Genomic DNA, 21,560 nt, shown 5'->3' on the forward strand with positions numbered 1-21,560 from the left:
GGCTTGCACACTTCGTATTCCGCAGAACGGAATTCTCACGCAGCTTTTGTCACCGGCCCATGCTCGGTTTCCCTGAGTTGCATTTACAGCGGCAGAGGGTCCTCGTATATTGGATCGTGATTCATTCATTTTCCGCTTAGCGGAATGATCTTCCCACACTGTTTGCCTGCATGACGTCTCCCGAACCGGCCCACTGGCCACCCGGCCTGCCGCGGCACCTCGCGCTGCCGCAGACGCACGTCTTCTTCAACCTGGAGGTGTCGGCCCGGCGCTATCCGGACAAGCCCTTCATCGTGTTCTACGACACGCCGCTCACCTACGCGGCGTTTCTGCGCGAGACCGAGCACATTGCCGGTCACCTGCAGCAGGTCTGCGGCGTGCAGCCGGGGGACCGCGTGCTGCTGTGCATGCAGAACAGCCCGCAGTGGGCGCTGGCTTTCTACGGCATCTTGCGGGCGGGCGCGGTGGTGGTCCCGGTGAACCCGATGAACCGCGTGGAAGAGTTGCGCCACTGTCTCACCGACAGCGGCGCGCAGGTGGCCTTCGTGGCGCAGGACCTGCTGCCGCAGGTGCGCCCGCTGCTTGCGCCGGATGGCGAAGGACTGCGCCACGTGGTCGTGGCCACCTACAGCGACCACCTGCGCGTGCCCACCGATCTGCGGATACCCGACTTCGTGGCCGCCCCGCGCGAGCCACTGGTCGGGCCGGGCCTGGTGGCCTGGGCCGACGTGGTGGCCAGCGCCCTGGCGCCCGGCCCGCTGACCACCGGCCCCGACGACCTCTGCGCCATGCCCTACACCTCGGGCACCACCGGCCTGCCCAAGGGCTGCATGCACACCCACCGGGGCGTGATGAGCACGCTGGTGGGCGGGGTGCGCTGGTTCGGCACGTCGCAAGACGCGGTCTGCCTCTCGGTGCTGCCCTTCTTTCACGTCACTGGCCTCACGGGCAGCCTGAACGGGCCGCTCTACATGGGCGCGACCATCGTGGTGCTCGCGCGCTGGGACCGCGAAGTCGCCGCGGTGTGCATGCAGCGCTACCGCGTCACCATGTGGCAGGCCATCTCCACCATGGTGATCGACTTCCTCGCGCACCCTCAGCTCGACCGCTTCGACCTCTCCAGCCTGAGCTGCGTGCGCGGTGGCGGCGCTGCCATGCCCGAGGCCCTGGCTGCGCGCCTCAAGGCGCTCACCGGGCAGGACTACATCGAGGGCTACGGCATGTCCGAGACCATGGCCGCCACCCACATCAACCCCACGCACCGACCCAAGCGCCAGTGCCTGGGCCTGCCGGTGTTCGACGTGGACGCGCGCGTGGTCGACCCCGACACCCTGGCCCGGCTGCCCCCTGGCGAGACCGGCGAGATCGTGGTGCACGGGCCGCAGGTCATGCAGGGCTACTGGCGCAATCCGCAGGCCACGCAGGAGGCCTTCGTCGACATCGACGGCCGGCGCTTCCTGCGCACCGGCGACCTCGGCCACGTGGACGAGGACGGTTACTTCTTCATGACCGACCGCTTGAAACGCATGATCAATGCGAGCGGCTTCAAGGTCTGGCCGGCCGAGGTGGAAGCGCTGATGTACCACCACCCCGCCATCCAGGAAGCCTGCGTGATCGGCGTGCGCGACGCCAAACGCGGCGAGTCGGTCAAGGCCCTGGTGGTGCTGCGGCCCGAACACCGCGGGCAGGTCAGCGAGCAGGACGTGATCGACTGGGCGCACGGCCACATGGCCGCCTACAAAAGCCCGCGCACCGTGGAATTCGTGGAGGCGCTGCCCCGCTCGGGCAGCGGCAAGGTGATGTGGCGCGAACTGCAGGAACAGCAGGCCGCGCGCGACGCCACCGCCCCTCCCCCTTGAGCACCCGCGCGGCGCACAGCGCGCCGCAACCACCGCCAGACCGGCACTTCCCCCAGAAGGAGACAAGCATGAAGAACACATCCCCATCGCAGCGCCGCCGCGCGCTGCTGCTGGCCGTCGCCACGGCCACCGCCGGCGTGGCCCCCTGGAGCGTGGCCCAGGCGCAAACCCAGGCCTACCCGAGCCGCCCGGTCACACTCATCATTCCGTGGCCCGCTGGTGGTTCGACCGACCGACACCTGCGCACCCTGGCCGAGCTTGCCAGCAAGCACCTGGGCCAGCCCATCGTGATCGAAAACCGCCCGGGCGCCGGCGGTACCCTGGGCCCCAGCACCATGGCGCAGATGGCCAAGCCCGACGGCTACACCATCTCGCAGTTCCCGCTGGGCATGTTGCGCCTGCCGCACATGCAGAAGAGCAACTGGAATCCGCTGACCGACTTCAGCTACATCATCGGCGTGTCGGGCTACACCTTCGGCCTGACCGTCAAGGCCGACTCGCCCTACAAGAGCTTCAAGGACTACATCGAAGCCGCACGCAAGCAACCCAAGCAGATCAACTACGGCTCCACCGGCACCGGCAGCAGCCCGCACCTGATCATGGAAGAGCTGGCCGGCAACGCCAAGGTGGAACTCACGCATGTGCCGTTCAAGGGCAATGCCGATCTGGTGTCGGCCCTGCTCGGTGGCCACGTGATGGCGCAGAGCGACGCCAGCGGTTGGGACAAGTTCGTCGACAGCGGCCAGATGCGCTTGCTGGTGACCTTCGGCGAACAACGCACCAAGCGTTGGCCCGACGTGCCCACCGCGCAGGAACTGGGCTATGGCGTGGTGTCGAGCTCGCCTTACGGCCTGGCCGGCCCCAAGGGCATGGACCCGGCCATCATGAAAACGCTGCACGACGCCTTCAAGAAGGCCATGGACGACCCCAAGCACCTCGAGGTGCTGGCCCAGCTCAACCAGGACATGTGGTACCGCAGCGGTGACGACTACCGCCAGTGGGCCGCCGACACCTACGCCAAGGACAAGGCCCTGATCGAGCGGCTGGGTTTGGCCGCGAAATAAGGGATAGTCCGGGGGCTCGCCAACTTGCGATAATCGCCCGGAATGGTTCAAAGCCCGTTGGCTGTTCAACGGGCTTTTTTCTTGTCCCGCTTTTCCCCGATCCGAACATGACCTCTGCCCTGCACACCTCGGCCCTCACCTCCCTGCCCCTGCTGGCGCGCGGCAAGGTGCGCGACAACTACGCCGTGGGCGACGACCGCATCCTGATGGTGGCCAGCGACCGCATCAGCGCCTTTGACGTGATCATGGGCGAGCCGATTCCCGGCAAGGGTGAGCTGCTCACCAGGCTCTCGCTGTTCTGGTTCGACAAGCTCGGCCCCAACGGCCTGAACATCTGTCCCATCCACCTCACCGGCGACGCGCCCGAGAGCGTGGTCTCCGCGGCCGAGGCGCCGCAGGTCACCGGTCGCTCGATGCTGGTCCAACGCCTGAAGCCGATCCCCGTGGAAGCCGTGGTGCGTGGGTATCTCGCCGGCAGCGGCTGGAAGGAATACCAGGACAACCAGGCCGTGTGCGGCGTGAAGTTGCCCGCGGGTTTGCAGAACGCCTCCAAGCTGCCCGAGCCGATCTACACGCCCGCGGCCAAGGCCGAGATGGGCGAGCACGACGAGAACATCACCTTCGAACAGACCGTGGCCATGATCGGCCCCGAACTCGCCGCGCAGATCCGCGACGTGTCGATCGCGCTCTACAAGGCCGCGGCCGAGATGGCGCTTCAGAAGGGCATCATCATTGCCGACACCAAGTTCGAGTTCGGCCTGGACAAGGCCGGCAAACTGGTGCTCATGGACGAGGTGCTCACGCCCGACAGCTCGCGCTACTGGCCGGCCGAGAGTTATGTGGTGGGCCAGAACCCGCCGAGCTACGACAAGCAGTTCCTGCGCGACTGGCTGGAGACCGCGCAGGTGGGCGGCAAGCCCTGGGACAAGACACCGCCGGCGCCGCGTTTGCCCAAGGACGTGATCGAGAAGACCGCTGCCAAATACCAGGAAGCGCTGACGCGCCTCATGGGCTGAACGTCGCCGCTGCGCGGGTCGCTGCCCCCCAAGGGGGCTGGGTCTGCCTTGCTCCGGATTCAGCTCAGCACAACGCTGGACAACCGGCGCCGGTACGTCGCCACCGTCGGGTCTTCCGGCGGCACCTGGCCTTCGGCCACCTTGGGCTTGGGTGGCTCGATGATGTCGAGGATGGCAATGAAGGTCTTGCGCGCAAGGTCTTCGTTCCAGGCCTTGTCGCGCATCAGGATCTCCAGCAGCTCGTCCATGGCGGGCACCCACTGGCCGTGCGCCATGAGCAATCTGGCGAGCGCGAAGCGCGATTCAAAGTCACGCTTGTTGGTCGCAATGGCGGCCTGCAACTCGGCAGCGCGCGCTTGCGGGTCGGCCACCCCGGCCTGTGCGTCGCGCGCGGCCATCCAGCGCTGCAGCGAATCGAGCCGGCGCACACCGGCGGCCTTGGCGATCACGGGCGCAAACGCCACCTTGGCGTCGTCGTCCAGACCCAGCTCCAGCTGCAGCTTCACCAGATCGAAGCGTGCATCGTCGTTGTTCGGGTCGGTCTTCACCGCTTCCTGCAGCTTCTCCAACGCGCCTTCGAGGTCGCCTTCTTCAATGGCGTCCAGCGCCTCTTCTTCCACCGCCACGGCTTCGAGCTCGTTGGCCGCAGGCAGGTGCTTGTCGAGGAACTCCTTGATCTGGCCTTCGGGCAGCGCGCCCATGAAACCGTCGACCGGCTGGCCGTTCATGAGCAGCACGCAGGTGGGAATGCTGCGGATACCGAAGGCCGCGGCGAGTTGCTGCTCCTGGTCGGAGTCGATCTTGACCAGCTTGAAGCGCCCGGCGTAGGCGGCTTCGACTTTTTCCAGCAGCGGGCCGATCACCTTGCACGGGCCGCACCACGGAGCCCAGAAGTCGACCAGCACGGGCGTGTGGTGCGAAGCCTCGATGACCTCGGCTTCAAAATTGGCGATGGTGACGTTGATCATGGGGGGAGACCTGAAGAGGGAGCGGTGCAGGACGGCCGACGCCGAAGGGGCGAACCGTAAAATCGACACTTTACCGGAGAGCGCCATGCCTGTTCATGCGCCACCGGGCTTCGCCCCCGCCGGGGGCGCATCGGCCAGAGGCAACACATGAACCCCATCCAAGTGGGCGTGGTCATGGGCTCCAGCAGCGACTGGGACACCATGCAGCACGCCGTGCAGATCCTGCAGGATTTCGGCATTTCGTTCGACGCCCGCGTGGTCTCGGCGCACCGCATGCCCGACGACATGTTCACCTATGCCGAGAGCGCGGCCGGGCTGGGCATGAAATGCATCATCGCCGGCGCAGGCGGCGCGGCCCACCTGCCGGGCATGCTGGCGGCCAAGACGGTGGTACCGGTGCTCGGCGTGCCGGTGGCCAGCAAGCACCTCAGCGGTGTGGATTCGCTGCACAGCATCGTGCAGATGCCCAAGGGTGTGCCGGTGGCCACCTTCGCCATCGGCGCCGCCGGTGCCGCCAACGCGGCGCTGTTCGCCGTGGCCATGCTGGCCAACGAAGATCCTTCCCTGCGCGAGAAGCTCGAGGCCTTCCGCGCACAGCAGACCGCCGCCGCGCGCGGCATGACCCTTCCCCTGTGACACCACGCCCATGAGCCTCAAGACCATCCTCCCTGGCAGCACCTCGCCCACCGGCCAGCAGATGACGCTCGGCGTCATGGGCGGCGGCCAGCTCGGGCGCATGTTCGTTCAGGCGGCGCAGGCCATGGGCTATTTCACGGCGGTGCTGGATCCCGATCCGGCCAGCCCCGCCGGCCTGATCAGCCATTTCCACATCCAGACGCCGTTCGATGACGAGCAAGGCCTGGCTCAGTTGATGCAGCGCTGCGAAGCCATCACCACCGAATTCGAGAACGTGCCGGCGCCGGCGCTGGTCACGCTCGGCGCCCACCGCCCGGTGGCGCCCTCGGCGAGTTGCGTGGCGGTGGCGCAGGACCGCATCAAGGAGAAAGCACATTTCGTGCAGTGCGCCCCGGTCAGCGGCGTGTTCCCCGCGCCCTATGCGGCCATCACGACCGACGCGCTGCTGGCCGCCGTGCCGGCGGATCTGCTGCCCGGCATCCTGAAGACCGCGCGCCTGGGCTACGACGGCAAGGGCCAGGTGCGCGTGAGCACGCGCGAAGAACTGGCCTCCGCGTGGGAAGACCTGAACAAGGTGCCCTGCGTGCTGGAGAAGCTCATGCCGCTGCGCGGCGAGTGCTCGGTGATCGTGGCGCGCGGCGCCGATGGCCAGACGGTGAGCTTCCCGGTGCAGAAGAACACGCACCACGACGGCGTCCTGGCCATCACCGAGGTGTTCGAGGGCGCGCTGGACCCGACGCTGGCCGCGCGCGCGCAGGCCAGCACGGCAGCGCTCGCCCAGCACCTCAACTACGTGGGCGTGTTGTGCGTGGAGTACTTCCTGGTCGACACGCCCGACGGTGGCGTGGACCTGATCGTCAACGAGATGGCGCCCCGCCCGCACAACAGCGGCCACTACACACAGAACGCTTGCGACATCTCGCAGTTTGAAGCGCAGGTGCGCGCGCTGGCCGGCCTGCCCCTGACCACGCCGCGCCAGCACAGCCCCGCCATCATGGTCAACCTGCTGGGCGACCTCTGGTTCGCGCCCAATGCCGTGCGCGAAAAGGCGAGCGAGCGCGGGGTGTCACCGCCCTGGGCCCAGGTGCTCGCGCTGCCGGGCACCCACCTGCACCTCTACGGCAAGTTGAGCGCACGCCCAGGTCGCAAGATGGGCCACCTCAACATCACCGCGCCCACGGTGGCGCAGGTGCGCGAAACCACAGTGCAGGTGCTCGCGCTGCTGGGTCTGCCCCCGCTCGACGCCTGATCACCCATGCCACTGCTGCTGAACGCCGCCGATGCGTCTGCCGTGGAGCAGGCGGCACAGCGATTGGCCGCGGGTTCGCTGGTCGGCATACCGACCGAAACGGTGTATGGCCTGGCCGCCGACGCCGACAACGCCACAGCGGTGCACCGCATCTTCGCGGCCAAGGGCCGACCGGCCGACCATCCGTTGATCGTGCACCTGGCCCCGGGCACCGGTGCGCAGGGTTGGCGCGGCGGGGTCGACCACTACGCGCGTGACGTGCCGGCCTTTGCCACCGAGCTCATGAATGCCTTCTGGCCCGGCCCGCTCACACTCATCCTGCCCCGTCGCGAAGGCGTGGCGGCGGTGGCCGCGGGCGGGCAGGACTCGGTGGGCCTGCGCTGCCCGGCCCATCCGGTGGCGCAAGCGCTGCTCACGGCCGCCGCCGCGCACGGTGTGAGCGGCGTGGCCGCGCCCAGCGCCAACCGCTTCGGCCGCGTGAGCCCGACCACCGCCGTCCATGTGGCCGACGAATTCGCCGCGCTGTCGGATGCAGACCTGCTCATCCTCGACGGGGGAGCCTGCCCGGTGGGCATCGAGTCCACCATCGTCGATGCCACGCGTGCCTGGCCGGTGCTGCTGCGCCCCGGCATGGTTACCTCGGCGCAGATCGAGGCGGTGTGCCAACAGCCGCTGCGCGAGCGCGATGAGGCCACGCCACGCGCCTCGGGCACGCTCGAATCGCACTACGCACCGCGCGCCAAGGTGCGGCTGATGGACGCCCAACCCTTGCAGACCGCGCTGGACTTGCTGGGGCCCGATGCGCGCCACATCGCGGTGTATGCCCGCACACCCATCAAGGCCGCGCGCGGCGTGAGCGTGCGCCGCATGCCCCTGGATGCCGCGCGCAGCGCTCAGGAACTGTTTGCGGTGCTGCGCGAACTCGACGCCACGGGCGTGCGCCTGATCTGGGTGGAAACACCGCCCCCCGACGTGGCCTGGGACGGTGTGCGAGACCGGCTGACGCGCGCGGCAGCCTGAGAACAAACGTCAGCGCTGCGGCCCGCGTCCGTAACGCAGCTTCATCAACAGGATCGACAGGGCGAGGGCCAGCGTGATGGTGTTGGCCACCACCACCGGCCAGGCCCCCAGGGTCAGGCCATAGACCAGCCACAAGGCCACGCCCAGCGTGAACGCGCTGTACATGCCAAGCGAGATGCCCCTCACGTCGCGGCTCTTGAACGTGAGCCAGGCCTGCGGAATGAAGCTGGCCGTGGTGAGGAAAGCGGCACAGAAGCCGATGATGTCGCCGGATTGCATGGTCTGGATGATACGGACCTCGCCGTCGCTGCGCGCCTCAGTCGGGCTGCGCAGCGGTCCACTCCACCAGCGCTTCCAGCGCCGGCCGCGCCGCGGGCGCATTGGGGTGGTTCACGAAACCGACCACCACGTAACGCGCGCCATTGACCGCGTTCACATAACCGGCAATTCCCGTCACGTCCTTGAGCGTGCCGGTCTTGAGCTGGGCGTTGCCGCGCGCCGCGCTGCCGGGCGCACGGGCCATGCGGGCGGCGGTGCCGTTCACGCCGGCGATCGACAGGGAACCGGCGAACCGCTCGCCCTGCGGGTGGCGGCTGGCGTGACGCAACAGGTTGGCCAGGGCTTCGGGCGTGATGCGCTCTTCGCGCGACAAACCCGAACCGTTGTGCATCACGGGCATGGCACTGCGGATGCCGAAGGTGCGCTTCCACCAGTTTTCAATCACTTCGCGCGAGCGCTCGAATCGGGCCGGACGCATGGGCACGAGCCGATCGGTCACGGAGCCTTGGGACATCACCGGTTGAGGTGCCGGCGCGGGCACCAGGCGGCCGAGCGTGAGGAACACCTGCTGCGCCATCACGTTGTTGCTCCACTGGTTCACGTCGGTGATGATGTCCGAGAGCGGCAGCGACGCGGCTTCGTGCAACAGCGTCGCATCCGGCGGCGTGAGGCCGGTCCGGGCATGGCCGGTGATGGCGCCGCCGCTGGCGCGCCACAACCCTTCCATGGCGCGGGTGGCGTAGCTGGCCGGGTCCTGGTAGGCCACGGGCCATTTGAGTTCACCGCAGCTCTGCGGGTAGCGACCTTCGAACCGAATGGTGTTGGCGTCATCGAAGCGCGCCTGCAGGCCCCCGCGCCAATCGCCGCAGCCCGCGCCCACGCGCGCCAGCGGCACGGTGGCGTCGATCGAGAGCCCGGCCATCGGGGGCTCGCTGATCACGCGCGCCACGCCGCTGGCGCCGTCGGGCTGGAAGGTCAGCACGACCGACTTGAAGTTGACCAGCAGCGCATCGGGCGTGGTGTTGTAGGGCCGCAAGGCTTCGCCGTCAAAAGCGCCGGGATCGGTGGCGGCGAGTTCGAAGGCGCTGTGATCGAGCACGATGTCGCCCAGCACCACGCGCACACCCTTGTCCTGCAGGGCGAAAAACGCGCTCTGGATGCGCTCGAGCACGAACTTCGGATCGCCATCACCACGCACGTACAGGTTGCCGCGCAGCACGCCCTGGTCGATCGTGCCGTCGGTGTAGAAGCGGGTGTTCCAGGTGTAGTCGGCGCCCAGCAGGTCGATGGCGGCATAGGTGGTCACCAGCTTCATCACCGAGGCCGGGTTCACCGGCACGCTGGCGCGAAAACGCAGCCGCTCTTCGGCCCGTTTGTCCACCGACACCACCAGCGCCGACAGCGCACTGGGTGGCACCTGCGCGCGCTTGAGCGCCGCCACCACGGTGGGGGGCAAGGCGCCGTATTCGCCCGGCAGCTGGGCGCAGGCGGGCAGCGCCAGCATGGCCGGGATCAGCAGGACGAACAGGGAGCGGGCCAGAGACATGTGTTTCATTATGAAACGCGTTCCATCTCCCCAGCGTGCGGCCCCTCGCCAATGGGCCGCACGCCTGACAGCCGGCACCCTGGCCGATAATCCTCCGATGCCCATTGCAACCCCGCCATCCCAGCGCCTGTTGGCCATCGAAACCAGCACCGATGCGCTCTCGGTGGCCTTGGGTTCGGGCGAACCCGGCGGCACGCTGTGGCAACGCAGCGGTCCCGGCGGCGCCCAGGCCTCCGGCTCGCTGCTGCCCATGGTGCGCAGCGTGCTGAACGAAGCGAACTGGTCGCTGGACACGCTCGCCGCGGTGGTGTTCGGGCGCGGGCCCGGCTCGTTCACCGGCTTGCGCACCGCCTGCTCGGTGGCCCAGGGCCTGGCCTATGGCGCACAGGGCCTCAGCCGCGCTGGTGGCCTGCCGGTGCTGCCCGTGGACACCTTGCTGGCCCTGGCCGAGGAAGCGCGGCAGGCGCTGGTGGACGCGGGGCAGGCGCTGCCGGGCGTGATCGTGGCGCTGCTCGACGCCCGCATGGGCGAGGTCTACGTGGCGCCCTACGCCTGCCATGCCGCCGGCCCTGCGGGTCTCGTGCCGCTGGCGCCGCCCCGCCTGTGCGCGCCCGCCGACCTGGAGGCCTACTTGAAAGACCTGGCCCCGGGCGAACGCCTGCTCACCGGCAACGTGTTCGAATCCTGCGCCGCTGCGCTCACCGACCTCGCGGGCCAGCGCCATTCCGCCCTGCCCTCGGCCACCGCGCTGCTGCGCCTGGCACCGGGCCTGATCGCGGCGGGCCACACCGTGCCCGCGCAAGACGCCCTGCCCCTGTATGTGCGCGACAAGGTGGCTCAGACCACGGCGGAGCGCGAACGCATCCGCCAGGCCGCCGAGGCGGGCGCATGACCACACCGATGCATGCCGACGCAGCGGTGAAAGCTGCCTTGCCCGCCTGGACCAGCGGGCTGTGGCCCGCGCCCACCGGGCCGCTGGTGCAACCGAGCACGGCGTCGCGCCCTGAACGCCGGATCGTGTTCGAACCGATGCTCGAGTCCGACCTGGACGCGGTGCAGGCCGTGGAGTCGCAGGCCTACGCGCACCCGTGGTCGCGCCGGCACTTTCACGACTCGCTCAAAGCCGGCTACCCGGCCATGCTGCTGCTGTCCGAGGCGTTGCCCGGCGAAGTGGCGCACCCACTGCGCGCCGACGGCCGCGTGCTGCTGGGCTACCTGGTGGCCATGCCGGGTGTGGACGAGGTGCACCTGCTCAACATCACCGTGGCCACCGCGCACCAGCGCCAGGGCTGGGCGCGCTTCATGCTTGATGCGCTGGCTCTGTGGTCACGCGGACAGGGCGCGCAATGGCTGTGGCTGGAGGTGCGCCAAAGCAACGCGCCCGCACGCGGCCTCTACGAACGCTACGGCTTTGCGCAGGTGGGCTTGCGCAAGGGCTACTACCCGGCGGGCCAGTTCCAGCGCGAAGACGCCGTGGTGATGAGCCTCAACCTGGTGGCATCCGCCGCCGTGGAGACCAACCGGTGAGCGACGCCCCCGACACCTCCTTCGTGCCCGAACTCGATGCGCGCCAGCGCGCCATGCTGGCCGAAATGGGCGTGCGGGTGTGGGCGCCCAGGACGCAAGCGCCAGCCCTGTCGAGCGCGGCCATGCCGGTTGCTCCACCGGCTGCTGCGGCATCTGTGGCGGCGCCTGCGCCTGTCGCACGGCCCGCCGCCACACATCCCCCCGCGCCGGAACCCGCGCCACAGGCCGCACAGGCCAGCCCCGTGGCCACCCTGGACTGGCCCGCGCTGCGCGAAGCCGTGGCCAGTTGCCAGGCCTGCGGGCTGTGCCAGGGCCGCACCCGGACCGTGTTCGGCGTGGGCGACGAGCAGGCCGACTGGATGGTGGTGGGCGAAGCCCCGGGCGAGAACGAGGACCTGCAGGGCGAACCCTTCGTGGGCGCGGCCGGCCAGCTGCTCGACAACATGCTCAAGGCCGTGGGCCGCAGCCGCACCGGCACCGGCGCGCAAGGCGCCTTCATTGCCAACGTGCTCAAGTGCCGCCCCCCTGCCAACCGCAACCCGCAACCCGACGAAGTGGCCCGTTGCGAGCCGTATCTGGCGCGGCAGGTGGCTCTGGTGAAGCCCAAGGTGATCGTGGCCATGGGTCGCTTTGCGGTGCAGGCGCTGCTCAAGACCAACGAACCCATCGGACGCTTGCGCGGGCAGGTGCACCACTACGAAGGCGTGCCCGTGATCGTGACCTACCACCCGGCCTACCTGCTGCGCACCCCCACCGACAAGGGCAAGGCCTGGGCCGACCTGTGCCTGGCGATGGCGCAGCTGCCGAACTGACCAGGGCCACAGCGATCCGGCGCCGGGCCGCCCCAAGCCGGATCAGCCCCCTCGGGGGGCAGTGACCCGCGCAGCGGCGGAGCGTGGGGGCAACAACACACTTGCAATAGCCACCATGATCAGTGCCACCGCAGCCCAGTCCTGCCAGTGCAGCACCTCACCCAGCCACCAGGCGCCGCTGAACACGCCCAGCACCGGGATGAACATCACCGACAGGGTGGACGCCACGGGGGGCAGGTCGCGCGCCATCATGAGCCAGGCCACCTGCGCGAAGGCGAACACGCCCAGCGCGTTGTAGATGATCGCGCCCCAGATGGCCGGCGTGGGCGCCACCCAGGCCGAGCGCTCGAACAGCATGGCGGCCGCGGTCATCCACAGCGTGGTGAAGAAGGTCATCCAGAACGAGATGGCCAGCGTGGGCTGGGGCAAGGTGGTTCGGCGCAGCATCTGCGTGCCCAATGCCCAGGCGGCGGCGGCGATCAGCATCATGGTCACGCCCAACGGCTTGCCCGAGAGCTGGGTGACCTCGTGCCACAGCAGCAGCATCACCCCCAGCGCCGCCGCGCCCACGCCGCCCCAGGCCCGCGCGCCCAGCCGCTGCCCGAACCACCAGGCCCCGACGATGGCCGAGAACACCGGCATGGTGTAGCCCAGGATCGCCGCCCGGCCGCTGGACAGGGTCTGGATCGCCAGCACCGCCAGCGTGTGCCAGACCAGCATGTTGAAGACGGTGAGCACGAACAGCTCGCGCCAGTGCTCGCGCCCGATGCGAAACGGCACGCGCCGCCACGCCAGCACCAGGCCCAGCACCGGCAGCCCGATCCACATGCTGATGGCGCGGAACGTGAGGGCGGGAAAACCGGTCACGCCGAACTTCATGATGGGCCAGTTGATGCCCCACACCAGGGTGAGAAGAACCAGAAGGACGAGCTGTTGGCGCGAGAGTGCTTGCATGGGTGACGATCTTAGGGCCCGCCCACCAGGCGCCCACCTAAAATCCCCGCATGACTTTTCTCGACATGCTGCGCGGCGCCGAGCGCCAGAACCGCTCCCTGCTCTGCGTCGGCCTCGATCCGGACCCGGCGCGCTTTCCTTCGAAGCTCAAGGGCGATGCCAGCCGCATCTACGATTTCTGTGCCGCCATCGTCGAGGCCACGGCCGACACCGCCATCGCTTTCAAGCCACAGATCGCCTACTTCGCCGCGCACCGCGCCGAAGAGCAGCTCGAGCGCCTCATGGAGCACATGCGCCGCACCGCGCCGCAGGTGCCGGTGATCCTGGACGCCAAGCGCGGCGACATCGGCAGCACGGCGCAGCAGTACGCCATCGAGGCCTTCGAGCGCTACGGCGCCGACGCGGTGACGCTCTCGCCGTTCATGGGCTTCGACTCGGTGCAGCCCTACCTGCAATACCACGGCAAGGGCGCCTTCCTGTTGTGCCGAACCTCGAACCCCGGGGGCGACGATCTGCAGAACCAGCGCCTGGCGTCGGTGGAAGGTGCGCCGCTGCTGTACGAACACGTGGCCAGGCTCGCACAAGGGCCGTGGAACCTCAACGGCCAGCTCGGCCTGGTGGTGGGCGCCACCTACCCGGCCGAGATCGAGCGGGTGCGTGAGATCGCGCCCACCTTGCCGTTGCTGATCCCCGGTGTGGGTGCACAAGGGGGCGACGCCGTGGCCACGGTGCGCGCGGGCTTGCGGATGCAGGGCGACACGACCACCGGCCCGATCATCGTGAACTCGTCGCGTGCCATCCTGTATGCGTCCGATGGCGACGACTTCGCCGCAGCGGCGCGCCGGGTGGCCCTCAAAACCCGTGACGAACTGCAGGCCGCCGGTGCAGCGGGGCCCGCATGATCGACCTCTACACGGCGGCAACGCCCAACGGACACAAAGTGTCCATCGCGCTGGAAGAACTCGGGCTGCCCTACACGCTGAAGGTGCTTGACCTCTCCCAGGGTGAGCAGAAGACGCCGGCCTTCCTGGCGATCAATCCCAACGGTCGCATCCCGGCCATCGTCGACCATGGGCTGGACGGTTTCGCGGTGTTCGAGTCGGGCGCCTGTCTGGTGTACCTGGCCGAGAAGACCGGCCAGCTGATGCCCACCGATGTGAAAGGCCGCTCGCTGGTGATGCAGTGGCTGATGTTCCAGATGGGCGGCATCGGTCCGATGATGGGCCAGGCCAATGTGTTCTTTCGGTACTTCCCCGAGAAGATCCCGTCGGTCATCGACCGCTACCAAGGCGAGAGCAAGCGCCTGTTCCGTGTGCTCGACGAGCGCCTGAAAGACCACGAGTTCCTGGCCGGCGACTACTCCATCGCCGACATCGCGAACTGGGCCTGGGTGCGCACGCACCGGTGGTCGGGCGTGGAGGTGGACGACCTGCCGCACCTGGTGCGCTGGCGCGACGCGATCCGCGCGCGCCCGGCGGTGCAGCGAGGCATCGAGCGGCCCGGGTCCAAGGTCGACCTCACACGCGACGGCGATGCCGGTGCCCAGCGCTTTGCCGAAGAAGCCCGCCGCATGGTGGAGATGGGCCAGAGCCTGAAGGGCTCTGCGCCATGAAGCTGTATGTCTCGCCCCGCGCGCCCAACCCTCGCCGGGTCCAGATGTTCCTGGTCGAGAAGGCCATCGAGGGCCTGGCGCTCGTCAACATCGACCTGAACGCACAAGAGCACAAGCAAGCCGCCTACCTGGCCAAGAGCCCGCTGGCCCGCGTGCCCGCGCTGGAGCTGGACGACGGCCGTGTGCTCACCGAAACGCGCGCGATCTGCACGTACCTGGAGGGCCTGCACCCCGAGCCCAACCTGATGGGGCGCGACGCGCAGGAACGCGCCTTCATCGAAATGGCGGACCGGCGCATGGAGTGGTACCTGATGCTGCCGCTGGCCAACGCCATCCGCCACACCCATCCCGGGCTGGCGCCGCTGGAGCAGCCGCAGTTCCCCGACTTCGGTCTGTCGCAACTGGCCAAGGCCAAGGAAACCGCGGTCTGGCTCGACGCGGAGTTGCAGCGCCAAGCCTGGGTGGCCGGAGACCGCTTCACCATCGCCGACATCACCGCGTTCTGCACCGTGGAGTTCGGCAAGCTGATGCGGTTCAAACCCGCCGATGCGGGCCTGCATGCGCTGCAGGCCTGGCGCGACACTGTGGCCGCACGGCCCAGTGCCGCGGCCTGACCACGCACCCTCTCAACCCCAGGGGGTCGGAGCTTTTTCCAGCGAACGCTCCATCGCGGGCAACCCGCTCAGCCCGGCTTCCAGTCGGGCGTGCAGGGCCTGCTGCCAGCCGACCACCCGGGGTGAGGCCGGGCCTGGCGGGGCCGAGGCCAGCAGAGCGTGCGCGGTCGTGAGGTCGTTGAGCTGACCCAGCAGTTGCTGCGCGTCGGCCAGCGCGGCGGTGCTGCGCGCCACACGCTTGGGCGGCAACACGCTGGCCAGAAACTCCTGTGCGTAGCGCAGCTTCTTCAGCGAAATGCGCAAGGCATGCCGCCCCTCGGGCCCCATGCGACGCGCCGCCCTGGCCTGCTGCCGCAGGGCGGCATGGCGTTCGCGCAAGTTGGCCTGAGCCCACGTCGCCAGACCTTGCCCGCCGGCGGTCTCGGCCTCCGGCCTGTCTGCGGGCTCCAGGCACAGCACCGCGCGGGTGAAGGCCAGCAGGCGCAGCGCGTGTTCGCGGCTGCCCAGCGCATCCGCTGCGCGCTGCCAGGCCGCTCGCCGCTGGTCCTGCACCCAGCCCAGCAGCACCTGCGCCGAGGTGTCGGCCGCTCCCACCGGGCTTGGGTCGTCGGCCACCAGTTCGGGTAACCACTCGGTGGCGAACACGTCCCAGTTGCGCGCGTCTCCGAGCTGGTTGGTCAGCGCCTTCCACTCGGCCGACCAGTGCGCGGCAAAGCGGGCCGGCAGGTGCGCGCGAAAGATGCGCAGGCCGGTGCGCATCCGCCGCAGTGCCACGCGCGCCTGGTGCACGAACTCAGGGTCGGGCAGCGCGCCCTCGGCGCTCGGCAGCAGCACCCCGGCCTCGTTGGCCTGCAGGTGGGTCAGGCAGCTCAGGGCCGCCGCGCGAAAAGCCTGCACCGGGTGCATGCCTGCGTGCAACTGCAGCACCGTCGCCTTCACCGGCTGCATCCGCTCGCCCATGAAAAGCGCGTAGCCACGTTCGGCCTTGCTTCGGTTGGCCGGCAACAGGCGCAGCGCACTGGAAGCCTGCCCCCGTGGGCCCAGCGCCAGGGTATGGGCCAGATCGAGCAGGGCGTCCACCGGGCCTTCGAGCAACTCGAGTTCCAGTTCAAGTATGGGCTGGCGGTGGTTGCCCTGCGCGGTGCCGGTGCCGATGAAACCCTGGTCCAGCGCCACCTCCACCCGGGCCGCGCCGTGTTGCAGCACCCAGCTGCGGCGGGTGAAGTCGGTGCGAAACACCGGCACCAGTTGCCAGGCCACGCTGGCCAGTTGCGCGGCCAGCGTCGGCTCGCTCACCAGCGCAGCGAAGTCGAATGTGCCCGGCTGGGTGGGCGCCTCCCACTCACCGCGCTGCGACAAGCCGCCCACCGATTGCCCGGCGGTCTTCACCGTGAGCAGCGTCTGGCGCCCCACGCGGCGTTCGCGCACGGCCATGCGCTGCTCGCGCAGCGCGAGGGTGGAGGTGTCGAAATAGGTGTTGAACAGGCGCTCGCGCCGCGCGGGCTGCGCCTTCAGAAAAGGATGCCTCAACAGATCCGCCAGGTCTTGCGGATGCACTTCGAGCTTGAGTTCGGTTTCTTGAGACAAGGAGACACCCGATGAAGAAGCATGTGCTTGGAAGTACGAGTCTGCCAGACTGTGGTCGTTCGATGATCGGCACCCCCACCGCGACGGCCGCGCAGATGTAACTGCTCGTGCAGCAAGGCAACGAAGTAGACTGTTCTCGACCCCACAACACCGGAGACCTGCACCATGAATGCACCGCCCAGAACTTTTTGGGCTTTCGCCGGCCTGAGCCTGGCGATGGCCCTCTCGGCCTCCCCCGCGCTGGCCGAAAAACCTGACCATGCCGGCGGCGGCAAGCCCGACAAATGGGAAAAATCCGACCGTGGCGGCAAGAGCAGCAAGGGCGCTCGCGACGACCAACCACGCCACACCCAACAAGGCTCGGGCGATCGCTCGTCGACCAACGTCGCGGTGCAGATCAACATTGGCGGCTACTTTCAGGACAGTCAGCGTGTGGCGGTGCGCGAGTACTACGAGCCGCGTTTTCGCGCCGGCAACTGCCCGCCGGGTCTGGCCAAGAAAAACAACGGCTGCATGCCTCCTGGCCAGGCCAAGAAGTGGCGCAAGGGCTACCGCCTGCCGTCCGACGTGGTCTATTACGCCGTGCCCAACGAGATCTCGATCCGCCTGGGTGCGCCTCCGGCCGGCCACAAATACGTGCGCGTGGCGGCCGACATCCTGCTGATTGCCGTGGGCACCAGCATGGTGGTCGATGCGATCGAAGACCTGAGCCGCCTCTGAGCGCAACACCATGACGCGAACGACCGTGCTTCCCCTGGCGCTGGTCGCAGCGTCATGGGCCGTGGCGGGCCATGCCCAGGTGGCCGAGCCGTTGGCGCTCGAAGCCAGTCGCGACTACCTGCTCGGCGCCTCGCTCTCCAGCGCACGCGACCCCTTCGGCACCAGCGAGCAGCGCCTGGGTCTGCGCCCGATCTGGGCCTTCCAGCTCGGGCGTTTCCGCTTCGCCACCTCGGGCGCCAGCGCCTTGCTCGCGCAGGGTCGTGAATCGGTGGACAGCGGCGTGAGCACCGTGCTCTCCCGCAGCGACCGTGTTTCGCTCAGCACGTCCCTGTCGATCGACGAGGGACGCTCGTGGAAGGATGACCCGGTGTATGGCGGCCTGCCCCGCGTTCGCGACACGGTGCGCGGGCGCGTGACGGCCGGCGTCACGCTGAGCCCACGCTGGAGCGCATCGCTGCGCGCCTCGCAAGACCTGCTGGGTCGCGACGGTGGCTTTCGGCTCGACTCGGGCCTGAACTACCGCCACCCCATCTCGCCGCAGACCCACTGGGATCTGTCCATTGGCGCAGGCTGGGCCAATGGCACCTACCGCCAGACCCACTACGGCATCGCACCTGATGCGGCCGCCGCCACCGGCTTGCAGGCCTACGCATTGGGTTCGGGCTTCGACGGCGTCTCGCTGGGCTGGCGCATCACCTCGGCGCTGAGCAAGCGCTGGGTGGCCTATGGCGGCCTGAGCGTGTACCAGTTGCAAGGCGCGGTGGCCCGCAGTCCCCTGGCCACCCGCACCACCACCTTGGGTGCCACGGTGGGACTGGCCTACCGCAACAACTGAGGCGTCACGTCACGCGGACTGGGGCAGCGTCAGCAGCCGCTTGAGGTAATGCCCGGTGTGGCTGTCGGCGTGCGCAGCAATGGTTTCGGGCGTGCCCTGCGCCACCACCGTCCCACCGCCCGAACCGCCCTCGGGGCCCATGTCGATCACCCAGTCCGCGGTCTTGATGACGTCCAGGTTGTGCTCGATCACCACGATGGTGTTGCCCGCGTCGCGCAGCTGGTGCAACACCTGCAGCAGCAGTTCGATGTCGGCGAAGTGCAGGCCGGTGGTGGGTTCGTCCAGGATGTAGAGCGTGCGGCCGGTGTCGCGCTTGGAGAGCTCCAGCGCGAGCTTGACGCGTTGCGCCTCGCCGCCCGAGAGCGTGGTCGCGCTCTGGCCGAGCTGGATGTACGACAGACCCACATCCAGCAGCGTCTGCAGCTTGCGGTGCAGCGTGGGCACGGCGGTGAAGAAGGCGTGCGCCTGCTCCACCGTCATGTCCAGGATCTGCGCGATGTTGCGGCCCTTGTACTGCACGTCCAGCGTCTCGCGGTTGTAGCGCTGGCCGCCGCACACTTCACAAGGCACGTACACGTCGGGCAGGAAGTGCATCTCCACCTTCACCACGCCGTCGCCCTGGCAGGCCTCGCAGCGACCCCCGGCCACGTTGAAGCTGAAGCGGCCCGGGCCGTAGCCTCGCTCGCGCGACGTGGGCACCTCGGCCATGAGTTCGCGGATGCCGGTGAACAGGCCCGTGTAGGTGGCCGGGTTGCTGCGCGGCGTGCGGCCGATCGGCGACTGATCGACGTTGATGACCTTGTCGAAATGTTCGATGCCTTCGATGGCTTCGTGCGCGGCGGGCTCGTCGTGCGAGCGGTAGAGCGTGCGCGCCACGGCGGCGTAGAGCGTGTCGTTGACCAGCGTCGACTTGCCTGAACCGGACACACCCGTGACACAGGTGAGCAAGCCGACCGGGAAAGCCGCGCTCACGCCTTTGAGGTTGTGACCGGTGGCATTGACCACGCGAATCTCCTGCAGCTCGCCCAGCGTGGCCTGGTGCGCGGCCTCGCGCGCGGCGCGGCGCTCCGCCGCCGGGCTGGGGGCGAAGCGCGGTTTGAAAGCCGCGGCCTTGGCTGCGGCGGCGCCCTTGACCACCGGCAGCCACGGCGTGCGCCGCGCCGGCACGGCGATGCTGCGCGCGCCGCTGAGGTACTGGCCAGTGAGCGAACCCGGCGTGGCCATGACGGCCGCGCAGGTGCCCTGCGCCATCACCCGCCCGCCATGCACGCCGGCGCCGGGGCCCATGTCGATCACGTGGTCGGCGGTGCGGATCATGTCCTCGTCGTGCTCGACCACCAGCACCGTGTTGCCCAGGTCGCGCAGGTGCTGCAGCGTGGCAATCAGGCGGTCGTTGTCGCGCTGGTGCAGGCCGATGCTGGGCTCATCCAGCACGTACATCACACCGGTCAGGCCGCTGCCGATCTGGCTGGCCAGGCGGATGCGCTGGGCCTCGCCGCCGCTGAGCGTGTCCGCGCTGCGGTCCAGGCTGAGGTAATTCAGGCCCACGTCGTTCAAGAACTTCAGGCGTTGGCGGATTTCGTTGATCACACGCGCGGCGATGTCACCCTTGGTGCCACGCAACTCCAGCTTCTGGAAATAAGCCAGGGCTTCGCCGAGCGTGACGTGGCTGATCCTGTAGATGGGCTGCTTCTGCTCGCCTTCGCCCACGAACACGTGGCGCGCCTCGCGCCGCAGTCGCGAACCACCGCAGTCGGGGCAGGGCTGCACCGCGCGGTAGCGGGCCAATTCCTCGCGCACGGCCGCGCTGTCGGTCTCGCGGTAGCGGCGTTCGAAGTTGCGGATGATGCCTTCGAAGGGGTGCTTCTTATTGATCTTCTTGCCCGCGCGCTCGCCCGATTCGAGCGCGTAGCTGAACTTGATCTCCTCTTCGCCCGAGCCATAGAGCAGGGCCTGCTGAACAGACTCCTTCAAAGAATCCCAGGGCGCTTCGGCGTCGAACTTGTAGTGCGCGGCCAGGCTCTCGATCATGGCGAAGTAGTAGCCGTTGCGACGGTCCCAGCCCTTGATGGCGCCGCTGGCCAGGCTCAGCGTGGGAAACGCGACCACGCGCGCCGGGTCGAAGAACTCGGTGTGGCCCAGGCCGTCGCAGGTAGGGCAGGCGCCCATGGGCGAGTTGAAGGAGAACAGGCGCGGCTCCAGCTCACCGACGGTGTAGCTGCAGAGGGGGCAGGCGAACTTGGCCGAAAAAGCCGTTTCCACACCGGTGTCCATGTCCACGGCGAGCGCACGGCCGTCGGCCAGGCGCAGCGCCGCTTCGAAGCTCTCCGCCAGCCGCTGCCGAAGCGGGTTCACACCCTCCTCTTCACCATCGGTGCGCACCTTGATGCGGTCGATCACCACATCGATGTTGTGCTTTTCGGTCTTCTTCAGCGCCGGGAGGGCGTCGAAGTCGAGCACGGTCTGGTTGATGCGAAAGCGCACATAGCCTTGCGCCTGCATGTCGGCAAACAGCTCGGTGAACTCGCCCTTCTTCTCGCGCGCCACCGGCGCCACGATCATCAGGCGTGTGCCCTCGGGCAGGGCCAGCACAGCGTCCACCATCTGCGCCACGCTCTGCGAGGCCAGCGGCAGATCGTGATCGGGGCAATGCGGCGTGCCGGCACGGGCGAACAGCAGGCGCAGGTAGTCGTGGATCTCGGTGACCGTGCCCACGGTGGAGCGCGGGTTGTGGCTGGTGGCCTTTTGTTCGATGGCGATGGCTGGCGACAGGCCTTCGATCAGGTCCACGTCGGGCTTGTCCATGAGCTGAAGGAACTGCCGCGCATAGGCCGACAGGCTCTCCACATAGCGGCGCTGGCCCTCGGCGTACAGCGTGTCGAACGCCAGGCTCGACTTGCCTGAGCCCGACAGACCCGTGATCACCACCAGCGAATGCTTGGGGATGTCGAGGTCGATGTTCTTGAGGTTGTGCGTGCGCGCGCCCCGCACCGAAAGATAGGGGCTGGCGTGGCGCAGGTGGGCGCCGGCGATGCGGTTCAACAGCGCTTGTTCGTCGGGCTCCACCGGCGCATCGGCGCCGGTCAAACTCGGCAGATTCAGGTCCGGGGGCAGGTTCTGGTTCAAGGCGCGGCGAGGGTGTTCAGGGCAACCCGACATGATAAGCCGCCCCGGGTTTTCGCGCCGGGCCGACCGGCCCCGGCAGACCTTTCGCGCACAATACCGTTTTTGCCTGCCCAGCCTTGTCCACTCTCAGCACCGC

The 21,560-nt window shown here is 68.6% G+C and carries 20 protein-coding genes; 14 read left to right on the forward strand and 6 right to left on the reverse strand.

Translation table 11 applies throughout. From position 1 onward, the window contains the following. Positions 1 to 170: 170 nt before the first annotated feature. From V6M63_RS00120 to V6M63_RS00130, 3 genes are all read left to right on the forward strand, one after another. Complete coding sequence (locus tag V6M63_RS00120) at positions 171 to 1,859, forward strand: long-chain fatty acid--CoA ligase (RefSeq protein WP_332738272.1); 1,689 nt, start codon at positions 171 to 173, stop codon at positions 1,857 to 1,859. A gap of 68 nt (positions 1,860 to 1,927) precedes the next feature. Then, a complete protein-coding gene (locus V6M63_RS00125; protein WP_332738273.1) occupies positions 1,928 to 2,923 on the forward strand; it encodes a tripartite tricarboxylate transporter substrate binding protein in 996 nt (331 codons plus the stop codon). Positions 2,924 to 3,030: 107 nt separating this feature from the next. Next, on the forward strand, positions 3,031 to 3,939 hold the full coding sequence (locus V6M63_RS00130; RefSeq protein WP_332738274.1) for a phosphoribosylaminoimidazolesuccinocarboxamide synthase: 909 nt from the start codon (positions 3,031 to 3,033) through the stop codon (positions 3,937 to 3,939). A gap of 59 nt (positions 3,940 to 3,998) precedes the next feature. Here V6M63_RS00130 and trxA read toward each other — a convergent pair whose 3' ends face one another. Continuing rightward, complete coding sequence (trxA, locus tag V6M63_RS00135) at positions 3,999 to 4,907, reverse strand: thioredoxin (RefSeq protein WP_332738275.1); 909 nt, start codon at positions 4,905 to 4,907, stop codon at positions 3,999 to 4,001. A gap of 147 nt (positions 4,908 to 5,054) precedes the next feature. Between trxA and purE the strand changes: the two genes are divergently transcribed. The 3 genes from purE to V6M63_RS00150 are packed head-to-tail and all read left to right on the forward strand — an operon-like array spanning position 5,055 to position 7,812. After that, positions 5,055 to 5,543 (forward strand): 5-(carboxyamino)imidazole ribonucleotide mutase, encoded by a 489-nt coding sequence (purE, locus tag V6M63_RS00140; protein WP_332738277.1) that lies wholly within the window; start codon positions 5,055 to 5,057, stop codon positions 5,541 to 5,543. Between the two features lie 10 nt (positions 5,544 to 5,553). After that, positions 5,554 to 6,792 (forward strand): 5-(carboxyamino)imidazole ribonucleotide synthase, encoded by a 1,239-nt coding sequence (locus V6M63_RS00145; RefSeq protein ID WP_332738279.1) that lies wholly within the window; start codon positions 5,554 to 5,556, stop codon positions 6,790 to 6,792. 12 nt (positions 6,793 to 6,804) lie between these two features. Beyond that, a complete protein-coding gene (locus tag V6M63_RS00150; RefSeq protein ID WP_442909512.1) occupies positions 6,805 to 7,812 on the forward strand; it encodes an L-threonylcarbamoyladenylate synthase in 1,008 nt (335 codons plus the stop codon). A gap of 9 nt (positions 7,813 to 7,821) precedes the next feature. Here V6M63_RS00150 and V6M63_RS00155 read toward each other — a convergent pair whose 3' ends face one another. Further along, positions 7,822 to 8,091, reverse strand: coding sequence for a SemiSWEET transporter (locus tag V6M63_RS00155; RefSeq protein WP_332738282.1), 270 nt, complete (start codon positions 8,089 to 8,091; stop codon positions 7,822 to 7,824). 37 nt (positions 8,092 to 8,128) lie between these two features. Further along, positions 8,129 to 9,637, reverse strand: a complete 1,509-nt coding sequence (gene dacB / locus V6M63_RS00160) for a D-alanyl-D-alanine carboxypeptidase/D-alanyl-D-alanine endopeptidase (RefSeq protein ID WP_332738284.1) — start codon at positions 9,635 to 9,637, stop codon at positions 8,129 to 8,131. A 97-nt stretch (positions 9,638 to 9,734) separates the two neighbouring features. Between dacB and tsaB the strand changes: the two genes are divergently transcribed. The 3 genes from tsaB to V6M63_RS00175 all read left to right on the forward strand — a co-directional run bounded on the left by tsaB (position 9,735) and on the right by V6M63_RS00175 (position 11,976). After that, positions 9,735 to 10,529 carry a tRNA (adenosine(37)-N6)-threonylcarbamoyltransferase complex dimerization subunit type 1 TsaB gene (tsaB, locus tag V6M63_RS00165; RefSeq protein ID WP_332738286.1) on the forward strand — a complete coding sequence of 265 codons (795 nt, stop codon included), beginning with the start codon at positions 9,735 to 9,737 and terminating at the stop codon, positions 10,527 to 10,529. A 137-nt stretch (positions 10,530 to 10,666) separates the two neighbouring features. After that, positions 10,667 to 11,164, forward strand: a complete 498-nt coding sequence (gene rimI / locus V6M63_RS00170) for a ribosomal protein S18-alanine N-acetyltransferase (RefSeq protein WP_332738311.1) — start codon at positions 10,667 to 10,669, stop codon at positions 11,162 to 11,164. 53 nt (positions 11,165 to 11,217) lie between these two features. Beyond that, the gene (locus tag V6M63_RS00175) at positions 11,218 to 11,976 is read left to right on the forward strand and encodes a uracil-DNA glycosylase (protein ID WP_332738313.1); all 759 of its coding nucleotides are present in this window, start codon (positions 11,218 to 11,220) and stop codon (positions 11,974 to 11,976) included. A gap of 42 nt (positions 11,977 to 12,018) precedes the next feature. Here V6M63_RS00175 and V6M63_RS00180 read toward each other — a convergent pair whose 3' ends face one another. Then, positions 12,019 to 12,930 carry a DMT family transporter gene (locus V6M63_RS00180; protein ID WP_332738288.1) on the reverse strand — a complete coding sequence of 304 codons (912 nt, stop codon included), beginning with the start codon at positions 12,928 to 12,930 and terminating at the stop codon, positions 12,019 to 12,021. Between the two features lie 50 nt (positions 12,931 to 12,980). Here V6M63_RS00180 and pyrF point away from each other — a divergent pair, with 50 nt between their 5' ends. The 3 genes from pyrF to V6M63_RS00195 are packed head-to-tail and all read left to right on the forward strand — an operon-like array spanning position 12,981 to position 15,156. After that, entirely contained in the window at positions 12,981 to 13,832 is an 852-nt protein-coding gene (gene pyrF, locus V6M63_RS00185; RefSeq protein WP_332738289.1) for an orotidine-5'-phosphate decarboxylase, read from the forward strand. Continuing rightward, entirely contained in the window at positions 13,829 to 14,542 is a 714-nt protein-coding gene (locus V6M63_RS00190; protein WP_332738290.1) for a glutathione S-transferase family protein, read from the forward strand. Before pyrF ends, V6M63_RS00190 begins: the two co-directional genes overlap by 4 nt. Continuing rightward, positions 14,539 to 15,156 carry a glutathione S-transferase family protein gene (locus tag V6M63_RS00195; protein ID WP_332738291.1) on the forward strand — a complete coding sequence of 206 codons (618 nt, stop codon included), beginning with the start codon at positions 14,539 to 14,541 and terminating at the stop codon, positions 15,154 to 15,156. The genes V6M63_RS00190 and V6M63_RS00195 overlap by 4 nt, the downstream gene beginning before the upstream one ends. Before the next feature lie 12 nt (positions 15,157 to 15,168). Here V6M63_RS00195 and V6M63_RS00200 read toward each other — a convergent pair whose 3' ends face one another. Further along, complete coding sequence (locus tag V6M63_RS00200; protein ID WP_332738292.1) at positions 15,169 to 16,743, reverse strand: CYTH and CHAD domain-containing protein; 1,575 nt, start codon at positions 16,741 to 16,743, stop codon at positions 15,169 to 15,171. A 165-nt stretch (positions 16,744 to 16,908) separates the two neighbouring features. On the opposite strand from V6M63_RS00200, the gene V6M63_RS00205 reads away from it, so the two are divergent. Together V6M63_RS00205 and V6M63_RS00210 are read left to right on the forward strand one after the other, a co-directional pair. Beyond that, a complete protein-coding gene (locus tag V6M63_RS00205) occupies positions 16,909 to 17,463 on the forward strand; it encodes a hypothetical protein (RefSeq protein WP_332738294.1) in 555 nt (184 codons plus the stop codon). Positions 17,464 to 17,473: 10 nt separating this feature from the next. Beyond that, on the forward strand, positions 17,474 to 18,298 hold the full coding sequence (locus V6M63_RS00210; protein ID WP_332738295.1) for a MipA/OmpV family protein: 825 nt from the start codon (positions 17,474 to 17,476) through the stop codon (positions 18,296 to 18,298). Positions 18,299 to 18,307: 9 nt separating this feature from the next. Here V6M63_RS00210 and uvrA read toward each other — a convergent pair whose 3' ends face one another. Next, complete coding sequence (uvrA, locus tag V6M63_RS00215) at positions 18,308 to 21,457, reverse strand: excinuclease ABC subunit UvrA (RefSeq protein WP_442909511.1); 3,150 nt, start codon at positions 21,455 to 21,457, stop codon at positions 18,308 to 18,310. Positions 21,458 to 21,560 lie beyond the last annotated feature (103 nt).

This window comes from Hydrogenophaga sp. (assembly GCF_036675665.1).
Taxonomy (GTDB): Bacteria; Pseudomonadota; Gammaproteobacteria; order Burkholderiales; family Burkholderiaceae_C; genus Hydrogenophaga.